Annotated in this window: 9 protein-coding genes and 1 other RNA gene; 2 read left to right on the top strand and 8 right to left on the bottom strand. The window is 47.3% G+C overall.

The features are described from left to right. Window positions 1–68 precede the first annotated feature (68 nt). Window positions 69–1,241, bottom strand: a complete 1,173-nt coding sequence (locus tag NYP55_RS06505; RefSeq protein ID WP_253254069.1) for a hypothetical protein — start codon at window positions 1,239–1,241, stop codon at window positions 69–71. 810 nt (window positions 1,242–2,051) lie between these two features. Between NYP55_RS06505 and NYP55_RS06500 the strand changes: the two genes are divergently transcribed. Then, window positions 2,052–3,098, top strand: coding sequence for an ORF6N domain-containing protein (locus NYP55_RS06500; protein WP_472781754.1), 1,047 nt, complete (start codon window positions 2,052–2,054; stop codon window positions 3,096–3,098). A 326-nt stretch (window positions 3,099–3,424) separates the two neighbouring features. Here NYP55_RS06500 and ffs read toward each other — a convergent pair. Further along, an RNA gene (ffs, locus tag NYP55_RS06495) (signal recognition particle sRNA small type) lies at window positions 3,425–3,521 on the bottom strand. A gap of 190 nt (window positions 3,522–3,711) precedes the next feature. Then, window positions 3,712–4,854, bottom strand: coding sequence for an inositol-3-phosphate synthase (locus NYP55_RS06490; RefSeq protein ID WP_115757697.1), 1,143 nt, complete (start codon window positions 4,852–4,854; stop codon window positions 3,712–3,714). 189 nt (window positions 4,855–5,043) lie between these two features. Here NYP55_RS06490 and NYP55_RS06485 point away from each other — a divergent pair, with 189 nt between their 5' ends. Further along, the gene (locus NYP55_RS06485; RefSeq protein WP_472781753.1) at window positions 5,044–7,437 is read left to right on the top strand and encodes a transglycosylase domain-containing protein; all 2,394 of its coding nucleotides are present in this window, start codon (window positions 5,044–5,046) and stop codon (window positions 7,435–7,437) included. 123 nt (window positions 7,438–7,560) lie between these two features. Here the strand turns inward: NYP55_RS06485 and NYP55_RS06480 are convergent, their stop codons facing one another. The 5 genes from NYP55_RS06480 to dnaK all read right to left on the bottom strand — a co-directional run bounded on the left by NYP55_RS06480 (window position 7,561) and on the right by dnaK (window position 13,095). Then, complete coding sequence (locus NYP55_RS06480) at window positions 7,561–8,274, bottom strand: HAD family hydrolase (protein ID WP_415697345.1); 714 nt, start codon at window positions 8,272–8,274, stop codon at window positions 7,561–7,563. A 125-nt stretch (window positions 8,275–8,399) separates the two neighbouring features. Beyond that, window positions 8,400–9,008, bottom strand: coding sequence for a heat shock protein transcriptional repressor HspR (locus NYP55_RS06475; protein ID WP_101889821.1), 609 nt, complete (start codon window positions 9,006–9,008; stop codon window positions 8,400–8,402). A gap of 90 nt (window positions 9,009–9,098) precedes the next feature. After that, on the bottom strand, window positions 9,099–10,136 hold the full coding sequence (locus NYP55_RS06470) for a DnaJ C-terminal domain-containing protein (protein WP_101889822.1): 1,038 nt from the start codon (window positions 10,134–10,136) through the stop codon (window positions 9,099–9,101). Between the two features lie 221 nt (window positions 10,137–10,357). After that, the gene (gene grpE, locus NYP55_RS06465; protein ID WP_472781752.1) at window positions 10,358–11,197 is read right to left on the bottom strand and encodes a nucleotide exchange factor GrpE; all 840 of its coding nucleotides are present in this window, start codon (window positions 11,195–11,197) and stop codon (window positions 10,358–10,360) included. Further along, entirely contained in the window at window positions 11,197–13,095 is a 1,899-nt protein-coding gene (gene dnaK, locus NYP55_RS06460; RefSeq protein WP_415680570.1) for a molecular chaperone DnaK, read from the bottom strand. The genes grpE and dnaK overlap by 1 nt, the downstream gene beginning before the upstream one ends. Window positions 13,096–13,850: the final 755 nt, after the last annotated feature.

Here is a 13,850-nt window from a genome sequence, read left to right as displayed (position 1 = left end):
AAATTATGCGCATCAATCGCAATGCTTAAACTACGCAGCTAGACAAATTTAGTTTTTACGCTTTTAGCTTAGTGACGAGCCTTGCGAACAGCAGCACCCATGCCAGCGAGCATGGTGGCAGCCAAAGCGGTCAAAGTTACGCCAACACCAGTACCAGGCAACTTCTTACCGCCATCCTTCTTCTTCTCAACCACAGTGGTCTTAGCACCAGCAGCAGCACCATTAGCACCAGCCTGGCCTGGCTTAGCAGCACCTGGCTTGCCAGCATAGCCTGGCTTTACAGAACCTGGGGTAACGTGAGAAACACCTGGTACGTAGTTAGCTGCAACTGGCTCTAAGTCATCTGGCAAAGCGTAGCCAGCAACCAATCCGGCGTCCTTAGCCTTAGCAGCCTTGAATGCACCCTTGTAAGCAGCCCAAGCCTTCTTAGCACCAGTAAAGGCCTTAGTAAACTCGGTCTTAGCATCGTTGAAAGCCTTAACAGCGTCGGCCAAATCTTCCTTAGCGTCCTTAACAGCCTTCTCAAGCTGAGCAAGCTCAACCTTATCAGCCTTGGTAAGCTCGTCATGAGCAGTCTTGAAACTTGCAAGAGCAGCATTTGCGCCATCAAGCTTTGCCTGAGCAGCCTTGGCTTCAGCGTACGCAGCATCGTACTTGGCGTAAGCCTTCTCGAGCTTGCCATTAGCTTCGTCGAAATCAGCGCTGGTCTTTACCAAAGCAGCCTTAAGAGTGGACTCAGCTACTTCAGCTTTTGGTGCTTCTGGCTTGTAGTCGCGAAGAGCAGCCTGAGCAGTAGCCAAGGCAGCCTCAGCGGTATCTACAGCCTTCTGAGCATTAGCAGCATCAGCGGCTGTAGTCGTAACGGCAGTCTGCTTATCCAAGAACTTCTGAAGAGTGTTTCCCTCTTCTGTTGTCAAAGCAACAGAATCATCCTTAGCATATACATGGGTTGTTTGATCTTCCTTAGCGCCCTTTGGAGCACCAGCAGTCTTAGCTGCAGTCCAATCATTGGAAGCATCCGCAGCCTTCTTATCAGCCTCAGCCTTAGCAGTATTAGCCTTCTCAAGACCAGCTTCAGCGGTCTTAACATCAGCCTGAGCCTTCTCAAGACCAGTAAGTTCCTTTTCAGCTTCCTTCTTAGGAGCCTGAGCATCAGCAGCGAACACTGGGGTTGCCATTGCGAAGCCAGCAAGCAAAGTTGCGCCAGCAGCGAAAGCGGCGATAGCCTTCTTATTCATCATTTTATTTCCTTTCTTCTTCTCCCCCACTCGCAAAGCGAACAAGTCGCAATGCGGCGAGGAAAATATAAAACGCGCGTTTACGCATTCCACCAACGGTTATCCACCGTGTGATGTTGCTATTAACATACCCCCCCCCCGTTTGAAAAAGTCAAGCCCCAGCCACACGTGCTAAACCGAAAAAAATGATGTTATACACAAACTAATCCACAATAAAGGCCACATTGCCGTAAAATTTGTGGATAAACAACACTTAAACCGTAAAAATACGCATTTCAAGGTTTTTGAAGAATTTTCCCAGCTTTTTTTAAGGAAAGACTTTCCGCGCGTGTCGCGCAACAAACAATCTTCCGGACTTTGTACCAAATTTGACCCAAAACACGTACAAACACCGGAAAAAACTTCCGCTTTTTGTACCACATTTGACCTAAAACACGTACAAAGTCGGGAAATAACACGAGAATATCGCTCGCTTTGACTGCGCGACGACCTGCCTTTTCCGCTTTTTGTACCAAATTTGACCAAATTTGGTACAAAAAGCGTCACATCGTGAGCGCAGCCTAAGCGCTCATGCAAGTCGTCGAGCACGCTTTGGAATCAAAAACCAATTTTTGTTTCTTCTTATCTATAAAATCTTATAAAATGACGTTTATGCGCTGATGCATGCTAGTTTTGCTAGTTGTTAGATGTTTTATGGCTTGTGATTGATTTTGGGGAATAACCCTGATTGCTTGCGATTCATGGGTTTTGTTTTAGAAATGTAGTTTTTGTTGCATGGCGCTAGGTTTTACGTACATTTTTAGGAGGTGTCTTATGGTAGAGCAGAATAAAAATTTAATTATCGCTGACTCTAAAAACGCGTCTGTTAAAACGATTAAAACAATTGAGTCTGCTAAAGCGATAATAGATGCTAAAGCGATAAAAGAGAGAATCTACAACATTCGCAATCAAAAAGTCATGCTTGATTTTGAGCTTGCTGAAATCTATGGGTATACTACAGCAAGATTCAACGAGCAGGTAAAAAATAACATAGAAAAATTTGATAACGACTTTATGTTTCAGCTAACTGCTGATGAGTTCAAAAACTTGATGTCGAAAAATTCTACATCAAGTTGGGGCGGTCGCAGAAAGTTGCCTTATGCTTTTACGGAGCAAGGTATTTATATGCTTATGACAGTGCTAAGAGGCGAACTTGCCACAATGCAGTCGAAAGCTCTTATTAGAACCTTTAAGCAAATGAAGGATTATATTGTTGAAAATAAGGATTTTATTGGCGCGAACGAGTTAGCGCAGCTGGCGATTCAAACAAGCCGGAATACTAAAGATATAGCGGAAATAAAATCTCAAATGGCAACGAAGGAAGATTTTAATAAGGTAATGGATAATTTTATTAATCCAGATTCGTATAAACATTTTCTTCTTATGGACGGTAACAAAATAGAAGCGGATCTTGCGTATTGCAAAATATATAAGTCAGCTAAGAGAAGCATTTATGTTGTAGATAATTATATTGGTCTTAAAACGTTGGAATTATTACGCTTTGCTGGTGAAGGTGTTGAAATTGTAGTTTTTAGTGATAATGCTAGGAATAAGAATATGCTTACGGAAAGTATGTTGAGCGATTTTGTAAGCGATTATCCTAGTGTTGATTTGAAGTTTAAGACTGCTGGTAGGAAGTATCACGATAGGTATGTTGTTATAGATTATGGTACGGATGATGAGACTGTCTACCTTTGTGGCGCTTCGTCGAAAGATGCTGGCGGCAAAATCTCGACTATTATGCAAATAGAATCTTTTAATTTGTGCTTGTATCATGCGATGTTTGATGAGTTGTTAAAGAATCCCGAGTTGGAGTTCTAAGCGCGCGGGCAAGGCGCATGGCGCAATACAAAAAAGCCCTCTCCGTGGTCCGCATGTAAAATACATTAAGCGTGGAGAGGTTCTGTTAATACGATTTTCCCATGGAATTTTTCAAGAGTCAATATAGACACGCCATATTTTAAGTACAAACACACTACGGTTTTGCGTGTTTATGTAGTGCTTTTGTATCAAAAAACGCCGAAATTCGGTACAAACGCACTACAAAAAATGAACAAAACATTGAACAAAAGTCAACATAAGCAACAAAAAGTGGGAAGCTGCTTGAGCGCTTAAAGCGTAGCGCTAAGGCAAGTCGTCGCGCAGAATACAGAAAACCCCCGCGCACCCACCAGAGGCCACTTACCCTTGCTGCATTCCTGCCCTGGGGGGATTGGGTGACGTAGTGCCACGCGGAGGCTCTACCTATATTACACGATTTTGGATAAAAGTCGAATGCAAGTCGAGCGCAAGTCGCAAGCAACCAACGAAAAGCCAAGCGAATGCCTAACGCAAGTCAATCACAAGTCGGAAGCTTCCGAAGATGGAGCGCGCAACAAGACGCATAACTAGACACAATCACAAGTCGCAAGCTTCCGCGCCGTTAGACACGCCGCTAAGCGCGCCACACGCTTTTACCGCTCTTCTTTGCATCCTCAACATCTGCATTAAGCTGCGATTCGTCTGCCTCAACATCTCCATTAATATAGCGCTCAACAAGCTCGCGCGCCTCACTATCTTCGTGCTGAACAGCTGGCGACTTCATAAAGTAAGAGCTAGGAGCCAAAATAGGGCCCGAAAGCTTGCGATCCAGCGCAATCTTCGCCGCGCGCACAGCGTCTATAACAATGCCTGCAGAATTAGGCGAATCCCACACCTCAAGCTTGTACTCCAAGCTAAGCGGAACATCGCCAAAAGTGGTGCCCTCCAAGCGCACAAACGCAAACTTGCGGTCGTCAAGCCAAGCAACATAATCCGAAGGGCCAATGTGCACGTTGTGGTCATCCATATCGTGCGGAACAATCGAAGTAACCGCGCGCGTCTTAGAAATCTTCTTCGACTCAAGCCTAGAGCGCTGCAACATGTTCATAAAATCCATGTTTCCGCCAACATTAAGCTGGTAAGTGCGGTCCAAACGCACTCCTCTATCTTCAAAAAGTCGCGCCATAACTCGGTGCGTAATCGTAGCTCCAACCTGGCTTTTAATATCGTCGCCAATAATCGGAACGCCTGCATCGCGGAATTTTTGCGCCCAAACTGGGTCGGAAGCAATAAAAACAGGAAGGCAATTTACAAACGCGCATCCAGCTTCCATAGCCGCCGTAGCATACGCCTTATCTGCCTGCTCGGAGCCAACTGGCAAGTAAGAAACAAGCACGTCTACGTGCAAATCGCGCAAAACCGCTGCAACATTTACAGGCTCTTCATTAGACTCCTCAATCATTTGCTTGTAGTAGTCGCCCAAGCCATCGTAAGTAGGGCCGCGCTGCACTGTAACACCAAGATTAGGCACGTCTGCAAAGCGAATCGTGTTGTTTTGCGAAGCATAAATCGCCTCGCTTAAGTCATGACCAACTTTTAACGAGTCAACATCGAAAGCGGCTACAAACTCAATGTCTCGCACGCGATATTGCCCAAAAACAGCATGCATTAATCCTGGAATTTTATCGCCATCATTGGCATTCTTGTAGTATTCAACGCCCTGAACTAACGACGAAGCACAATTGCCAACACCGGCAATGGCAACGCGGATACTCATATAAACTCCTTAACAAAAATCATCGGCACAAAAACGCCGCACTAATACACTTTTATAATACTAGCTTTTACAAATATTACATACGATATTAAGTATGATTAAAATTCCGCGTTATGTATGATTAAAATATGATTAAAGTTCCTCGTTAAGTATGATTAAAGTTCCTCGCCAAGCGCTAACTTGGATTATATGGTTGCAAATAGTTATAGACGAAATTCGCACTCTTCTAGCACAAGGCGCACCGTAAGAAGCGCGGGCGCTGGCGATGCTGCTGGCAATGGGGCAGGAAACAGGGCAGGCGGAAGAAACGGCGGAAGAAACGGCGGAAGCGCAAGGCGACCATACAATCGACCATACAATCGCAGAAGCCACAGAAGAATCCAAAAAAACTTTAGAACAAAACACCCGATTCTATTTTGGGCACTAATCGTAGTTTTTACGCCAATAATCCTTGGAATTTTAACGGTTGCGTGGATGTACGTAACAACAGACATTCCGCAGCCAGACAAAATCGCAATGGCGGATAAAACAAAGGTTTACTACGCGGATGGAAAAACGGAAATCGGCAGCTTTGCAGAGCAAAATCGCGAAATCATAAATTGCTCCGTTCTAAAACCATATGTTGGAAACGCAATAATCGCAAGCGAAAACAGGTCATTCTACAAAGACGGCGGAATTGATCTTAAGGGAATTGGGCGCGCAATAATCCACAACGTAACGTCTAAAGGCAGATGGGGCGGCTCTACGATTACGCAACAATACGCGGAACGCTACTATCTTGGCGAAACAAAAACGTATTTAGGCAAGCTGCACGAGGCCATTCTTGCGCTAAAAATCGCGCAAACACAAGACAAAAGCACCGTGCTGTGCAATTACATGAACACGATTTATCTGGGCCGCGGAGCGTACGGAATCCAGGCGGCAGCAAAAGCGTACTTTGGCGTGGAAGCGAAGGATCTTACGCTATCTCAAGCGGCAATGCTGGCTGGAATAATCCCTGCGCCAAGCAGCTGGGATCCTGCAATCATGCCTAAAGAGGCGAATATGCGATTCAAGCGCGTGCTAAGAATCATGCTTAAAGACAAGTACATTACAAGCGAAGAATACAAAAACGCAAAAATGCCGCAAACCATTAATCAAACCAAGCAAAACATGTACGCAGGGCCGCAAGGATACCTTTTGCAAATGGTTCGCAGCGAGCTTACAAGCGGCGGCGCGTTTACAAAAGAAGACCTAGACACAGGCGGATACCGCATTATTACAACAATCGACAAAGCTAAGCAGGATTTAATGTTTAACGTTGCAAGCCCGACTGCTGGCGCGCGCGGAATTACGCCGCAAGGAGTGCAAACGGGCGCAATGAGCGTAAATCCTAAAGATGGGTCGATTATATCTGTGTATGCAGGCGACGACTACCTTTCTAAGCCGCTAAATAACGCCACTCAAGCGCTTTACGAGCCTGGAAGTACAATGAAGCCGTTTGCGCTGATTGGCGCGATTCAGGCTGGAACAAACCTAAACACGCTGTTTAATGGAAATACGGGGCTAAAGTTTAAGGGAATCGACAAGCCAGTAAACAACTTTGCAAACACAAATTGGGGAATAATCAACCTTTATAAAGCAACAGCAAACTCTGTGAACACGCCATTTATGGCTTTGCAAGAAAAGCTTGGGCAAAAAGGCGTGGCAAATACGGCTGTTCTGGCTGGACTAAATGCGCAGCGCGTTAACGGCAAGAATCCGTTTACTGTTCTTGGAAACGACCCTGTGCATATTAGCGAGATTGCGCGCGCGTATTCCACGATTGCAAACCAGGGGCGCAGGCCAGATTTGCACATTGTTTCTAGCGTTAAGAACCCAGACGGCAAAGAGTTTTATAGGGCGCCGACCGTTGGAAAGCAGGTGTTTGCGGCGGCAGACATGGCGCTTGCTATTAAGGCCATGCAAGGCGTTGTTCAATATGGTACTTCGCCAGAGGTTAGAGGCGTTGGAAAGCCGATTGCTGGAAAGTCGGGAACCGCTAACGATGCTTCGGCGTGTAGTTTTGTTGGATTTACGCCAAGCGTTTTGACCGTGTTTGCTATTTGGAATCCAGATGCGCAAGGAAATCCTTTGCCTGTGCCAACTTTCCGCGGATACCCTGGAGGAATTGGGTATTCGGCGCATTTGTTTACGCGATACATGCGCGCGGCTCTGGCTGGCACGGCTGCGGAAAAGTTCCCAGAAGCTAAAGATAACGGCAAAATTGGCGGCGTTGACGGAACTTGGGGGCTTGGCGGAAGCAAGCACGAATTTGCGGACGACGATAGCGGCGAAAATAAAGAAGATAGCAAAGATAAAGATAAAGATAAGGCAGATAGTGCAAGTGGCGCAAGTGGCGCTAATAAGGAAGATAGTTCTAGTAGTGAAGATCGTGCGAATGGCGCAAATGGGTCGAATGGGTCTGGCGAGAATGGGCCGAATAACGGGAACGGCTCGGCTGGCGGCGGCACTACTAGTGGCGGAAGCGCAGGCGATGGGTCTGGCGCGGCATCATCTTCTGGAAGCGGCGGAGCTAACCAAACGCAAAGTGGCGGCGATTAAGCTGTATTTTCCCGAGAATATACGTAAATTGGGTCAAATTTGGTACAAAGTGCGGAGTTATGTTCCGCTTTTTGTACGTGATTTAGGCCAAATATGGTACAAAATCGGGAAAATCCGTATTAGTTACTGAGCAATGCGATCAATAATGTAGCGCTCAAGCGCTTGCGGCGTAAGGTCTTTATAGCCGTCTAAGTCTGCAAACTGCGAACCGCCGCTAACGTCTAAGTTAGAATACGCTCTTTGCGCAAGAGTGGTCGCCCCCGAAGCCGCTGCCGACTTTAGCCCTGCAAACGAATCCTCAATCGCAATGCAATACTTCATGTTTTGCGCGCTAATGCCAAGCAGCCTACCTGCAGCCAAATACGGCTCGGGGCTTGGCTTTGTAGCATACCCATCGTCTCCGCAAACAAAACCAGCAAACGCACCTTTAGGCGCATGGTTCACAATATTTTCAACAAGTCGCCTTGGTGAATTGCTCACTAAAATCGAAGGGATTTTTACATCGGCAAGCTTTTGCAAAAGATCTAGAACGTCTGGCACCCATGGAACTTCCACGCTTTCGCGCTCTGCAACATAGTCCACCATTGCGTTGCCAATCTCTTCAACGCCCATCTTTGTTCCGCGCGCAATCATAGCTTCGGCAACGTCTTTTAGAGAACCGCCCGAGTATTGCCATGCAAGCTCTTCGCTCCACTCGCCGCCGTGTTTCTTTGCGATTTGTATTTCGGACTCGTGCCAATACGGCTCGGAGTCGATTAGCGTGCCGTCCATATCCCAAAAAACTGCTGCCAACTTGCGATTTGTGGCGTTTTGCGCTGCTGTTGTGTTTAATGCCATTAATACCCTTTATTTTGTAGCTTTTAGCTTTACATATGCAATATTTATATTTTATATTTAAGCATTTGACTAGTATTTAGAAAAATCTAAACTAATGTTTATATAGGCACTTGTTAGCGTAGTCGCTATAGACCAAACGCGCGCCACAAAACAATCGACTTATCGTCTTCTAAATCATTGCTTGCATAATCATTGTATTGCGAATAGCCATTCGCGCCTCTTGCATAAGAAGACGGCAACTCGCGCTGAGGCACACGAATATCTCGACGCCAATCCTTTGCGCGCTGCGAGCGCTGAACTTCCACAATATTCCCGTCTGCACTCGCTGCAAAAATGTTTCGCTCCGCACTCGCCGCCTCATCCACCAATCGCCTCACTTGCCTTTTAAGCTGGCGATTTTCTTCTTGAAGCTCCAAAATCCGCATAATCCCAGCAAGATTCACGCCGTTTTCTTGGCTCAGCTTTTGCGTTTGCACAAGCCTATCTATGTCTCTAAGCGAGTATCTTCTGGCTCCGCCTTCTGTGCGCTGCGGCATAATCAAGCGCAATCTATCGTACTGCCTAAGCGTTTGCGGATGCGTGTCGGTTAGGTTGGCTACGTGACTCACGGTAAAAATCGGCATGTCGATTTTAAAGCCCACTTCGTCCGCGCCGTCAAGCGTTGCATTTCCGCGCACTAGCGCCACTGCACACATCTCATACAGCGCCCTAATTTGGCGATCCAACCTAGCCATTACTTTCCTTTCTACACGCAAACGCTATTCCCACGAGCAATTGCTACGACTACGAGCAAACACAAAACGCAAACGCTAAGCAATTTGTTGCTATGCGCGCAAATCCTTCACTTCTTGCTCGTAATCTTCGCCACACGCCTTTTCAAACTCTTTTGCAGCATGTTTTACTGCCATTGTTGACTTTTTTGGAACGTGTATTTGCGCAATTCCAACAAACGCGCCATTTTTGCCTGGCACGCCTGCGCCTTCTACGCGTATTCTGCTGCCGCTCGAAGTTCCAGATGGCACCTTAAACACAATCGGCTCGCCGTCTACGTTTTTAAGCGTGACTTTTGCTCCGTGCACAGCTTCGCTTAAAGTGAGCGGCAAAGTGGCCACTAAATCGCATCCTTCAATCGAGAATTGCTCCGACTTTTCCACTTGCACTTGCAAATACATGTCTCCAGAAGCGCCGCCAAACTTTCCTGGCTTGCCTTTTGACTTTAGGCGGATTTTTTGCCCGTCTTTTACGCCTGCAGGAATGTGAGTTTTGAACGATTCTCCGCCCGATCGAAGCGAAACTGTAGCGCCTTTAAACGCCTGCTTAAACGTTAGTTTTATAGACGTTGTAATGTCTTCACCACGTTCAGGCGCGTTTTGCGTAGCAGATTGAGCAGATTGAGCGTACTGCTCGTAATCCGCTCCGCCAAATCCTGCTTGCGATGATTGCGCGCCAGCGCCGCCTGTAAACATGGAGAATATGTTTCCCATATCTGGACCCGCGCCGCTTGTGGAGAATCGCACTCGTGAGCCGCCGCCCATTGGCGATCCGCCAAACATAGATGAGAAAATGTCGCTGAATCCGCTTGCGTCGAATCCACCTGCGCCCGCGCCGCCAGCGAATCTTGCTCCGCCTGCGCCGAATTGGCGAATCGCATCGTAGCGAGCGCGCATCTGCTTATCTTTCAAAACGTCGTACGCTTCGGATACGTCTTTGAATTTTTCTTCTGCTTCTTTAGTTTTGTTTAAGTCTGGGTGATATTTTCTAGCGAGTTTTCTGTACGCTTTTGTGATTGCGTCTTCGTCGGCGTCTTTGGAGACTCCGAGAATCTTGTAAAAATCTTTGGCTAGCCATTCATTCTCAGCCATTTAAGCTCCTTTTTCTTTGAGCCACTGGCATTTATCTAAACAACTTATATCTAAATAACCTACTCGCGCTGACTGTTTAGAATCTAAACCGACAACACGAGTAGGCATGGGATTTGCAAGTAGACGTTTGATTGCAGCGAGTGAGCTAAACAATCCAAACAAGCGCTGACATTAGCGATGTTTCACGCATTGTTTCACGATGTTTCATTCTGCGCACACTGCTATGCATTGCTTGGAGACGCCACTACGACTCTCGCCGCGCGTATAACGCGATCGCCAATCCTGTAGCCCGACTCCACAACAACGTCAACCGTTTCCTTCGTAGCATTTGCATCTGGCTTGTGTAGAATCGCATCGTGCTTTGTTGGGTCAAAGTCTTCGCCCTTTTCGCCAAACTTTTCTACGCCAAACTTTTCAAACGCCTTGTCTAATTTTGCGGCCACGGCTTTGAACGAATCGTCCATTGCGCCGTGTTCGCGAATCCTATCAATGTCGTCTAAAGCTGGCAATAAAGCCGTAAGCACGTCTGTTATTCCATGCTGCCTGAACCGATCTTGCTCCTTGGCTGCGCGATTGCGGAAGTTAATGAACTCTGCTCGCTCGCGTTGCAACGCTTCCAAATACTCCGCCGCCTCTTTTTTGGCTTTGCCAAGAGGCGTTAAGGAATCTTCTTCGCTGCTTTGAGTATCTGCAGAATTGTTATTTTCTTTAGATTTACGCGCGTTAGATTCATCTGCGGTTGCTTGCGACTTTTCCGTTGCGGCGTCTGCGCTAGCGGCCGCGTCTTGCGTTGCACAATCCGCAGCACAATCCGCCGCCGTATCACTCGCCGCATCACTCGCCGCGTCATTCACCGACGCATCGTTAGCAGCTGCAGCGTGCTTCGCTTCGTGCTTTGCCTCATGAGCTTCCTCATGCACTGCACCCTGCGCCGCAGCGCCATCTGCAGCGCTATAGGCCGCATTATCGGCCGCGCTAGCAGACGCCGCACGCGAATCGCCAGAATCCGAAGGCACGTCTTCCAAACCACTCAAGTAGTCGTTGGCGTTAAACTCGGACATTACTTATTATCCTTATCGTCCTTGTCGTCGTCCACCACTTCGGCGTCAACCACGTCGTCATCCTTAGAGGCACCTGCATTTGCATCAGATGCAGCACCAGCACCAGCCTGAGCTCCCGCAGCACCTGCAGCGCCAGCCGCACCCTGCTGAGCGTAAAGCTGCTGACCAATCTTTTGCGCAGACGTCATAAGCTCGCTTTGCGCGCTCTTAATCTTCTCAAGGTCATCACCCTTCAAAGCTTCCTTCAAAGCATTCACCTTGTCGGTAACTTCCTTAGAGATTTCGTCGGAGAGCTTATCCTTATTGTCGTTCACAAGCTTTTCAGTCTGGTAAGCAAAGGATTCTGCCTGGTTGCGAGTATCCGCTTCTTCCTTGCGCTTCTTATCTTCTGCTTCGTGAGCTTCCGCTTCCTTAACCATGCGGTCAATCTCGTCCTTTGGCAAACCAGAACCGCCCGTAATCGTCATGGACTGTTCCTTGCCTGTGCCCTTATCTTTAGCAGAAACGTGCACAATGCCGTTAGCATCAATGTCGAAAGTCACTTCGATTTGTGGAACGCCACGAGGAGCTGGAGCAATACCCGTCAACTCAAAAGTGCCAAGAGGCTTGTTATCGCGCGCAAACTCACGTTCGCCCTGATAAACCTGAATCAAAACGGATGGCTGATTGTCTTCTGCAGTAGAGAACACTTCGGATCGCTTAGTTGGGATTGCGGTGTTACGCTCAATAAGCTTTGTCATAATTCCGCCCTTGGTTTCAATGCCCAAAGAAAGTGGAGTTACATCAATAAGCAGAACGTCTTTACGGTCTCCCTTAATAACGCCCGACTGCACAGCTGCACCAACAGCCACAACCTCATCTGGATTCACGGACTGGTTCGCTTCCTTACCACCCGTAAGCTCCTTTACAAGTTCCTTGACGGCTGGCATACGAGTAGAACCACCAACAAGCACCACGTGATCAATCTGGCTTACGGAGATGCCAGCGTCGGAAAGCACGTTGTTAAATGGCGTACGGCAGCGACCGAGCAAGTCGGAAGTCATCTCCTCAAAGTGAGCGCGAGTCAAAGTCTCATCCAAATGCACTGGAGTGCCGTCTGGAGTCATTGCCAAGTACTGCATAGAAATTGATGTGGAAGTAGAAGAGCTAAGCTCCTTCTTTGCCTGCTCAGCAGCTTCCTTCAAGCGCTGCAAAGCAATCTTATCCTTGCTCAAATCAACGCCGTACTTGTTCTTAACTTCGCCAACAAGCCAGTCAATAATCTTCTGATCCCAGTCATCGCCACCCAAGTGGTTATCTCCATTAGTGGCCTGTACCTGGATTGTGGAGAAGCCGTCGTCATCCTTACCAATCTCAAGAAGCGACACATCGAAAGTACCGCCACCCAAGTCGAACACCAAAATGCGCTCGTCTTCCTTGCCTTTTTCGAGGCCATAAGCCAATGCAGCAGCAGTTGGTTCGTTAATAATACGCAGCACGTTCAAGCCTGCAATCTTACCTGCATCCTTAGTTGCCTGACGCTGAGCATCGTTGAAGTATGCTGGGCATGTAATAACGGCATCGGTTACAGGCTCGCCAAGGTAAGCTTCTGCATCGCGCTTCAACTTCATCAAAACCTGAGCAGAAATCTCTTGCGGAGTCCACTTCTTGCCATCAATCTCAACGGACCAATCCGTGCCCATGTGGCGCTTTACGGAGCTAATCGTGCGGTCAACGTTTGTTACAGCCTGACGCTTAGCGACTTCGCCAACCAAGATTTCTCCCGACTTGCTGAAAGCCACCACGGACGGTGTTGTACGCGCACCTTCTGCGTTAACAATAACTGTTGGGCTGCCGCCTTCAAGCGTTGCAATGCAGGAGTTCGTTGTTCCTAAATCAATACCTACTGCGCGTCCCATAATATCTCCTAGCTATCTTATCTATGTACCTTTTAATCTATGTACTCAAATTCTTGGCAGCCAGCCTTGCGACTAGCCGCTTTTTCTTTTTACAAAACTTGAGTCTAACACACTCAAGTTATTAAAGTCAAGCATTTTTGTGCGCGTTTCGCAAAAACTTAACACTCCCTCGCTCAAGTTTGTGCTTCAAGCGCGCCTTCATATTTAGATTTGCGCGATTCCTTGCTTGGTATTGCGCGATACCTATTGGGTGTGTAGGAGGGCTGGCTAATTCTTGTCTCACAACGCTCCGCCTCTTACGTGTTGTTTGTTGTTGCGGTTGTTCCGATTTGGCTTTGATTTTTTGTTTTTGGTTGAAGTTTGTTTATAGGCGTGAGTAATTGGATTATTTGGTATCGGCTGCCGCTCTTATACTGTTCGACCAAGAATCACCCAGCCCTCTTACGAGTCTGAACAATTGCGTATAGTCTAATCGCCTGAGATTCTCGATTTTTCTTGTAGTGCGTTTGTATCAAAAAACACCAAAATTCAGTACAATCACACTACAGTTTTGCGTGTTTATGTAGTGCGTTTGTATGACGACACGCCGTAAATCAGGTACAATCGCACTACATAGGTTGCATGGATTAGGCCAAATTGGGTAGAGATTCGAGATTTTTCGCCGCTAGCGAGGCGAGCCTCAGCGTCGCTAGATGGTGACTCGCCGAGAGAGCAAGAAAAATCGAGAATCTCGGTGATGAAAGATACGCAAAAGT

The organism is Gardnerella sp. c10Ua_31, from assembly GCF_055700915.1.
Note: the sequence above shows the minus strand (reverse complement) of the source record. Positions and strands in the feature narration are given on the sequence as shown.

Coding starts and splice junctions, on each gene's coding strand:
- dnaK (WP_415680570.1), bottom strand. CDS start 13,095: ATGGGACGCGCAGTAGGTATTGATTTAGGAACAACGAACTCCTGCATT.
- NYP55_RS06500 (WP_472781754.1), top strand. CDS start 2,052: ATGGTAGAGCAGAATAAAAATTTAATTATCGCTGACTCTAAAAACGCG.
- NYP55_RS06505 (WP_253254069.1), bottom strand. CDS start 1,241: ATGATGAATAAGAAGGCTATCGCCGCTTTCGCTGCTGGCGCAACTTTG.
- NYP55_RS06485 (WP_472781753.1), top strand. CDS start 5,044: ATGGTTGCAAATAGTTATAGACGAAATTCGCACTCTTCTAGCACAAGG.
- NYP55_RS06475 (WP_101889821.1), bottom strand. CDS start 9,008: ATGGCTAGGTTGGATCGCCAAATTAGGGCGCTGTATGAGATGTGTGCA.
- NYP55_RS06480 (WP_415697345.1), bottom strand. CDS start 8,274: ATGGCATTAAACACAACAGCAGCGCAAAACGCCACAAATCGCAAGTTG.
- NYP55_RS06470 (WP_101889822.1), bottom strand. CDS start 10,136: ATGGCTGAGAATGAATGGCTAGCCAAAGATTTTTACAAGATTCTCGGA.
- grpE (WP_472781752.1), bottom strand. CDS start 11,197: ATGTCCGAGTTTAACGCCAACGACTACTTGAGTGGTTTGGAAGACGTG.
- NYP55_RS06490 (WP_115757697.1), bottom strand. CDS start 4,854: ATGAGTATCCGCGTTGCCATTGCCGGTGTTGGCAATTGTGCTTCGTCG.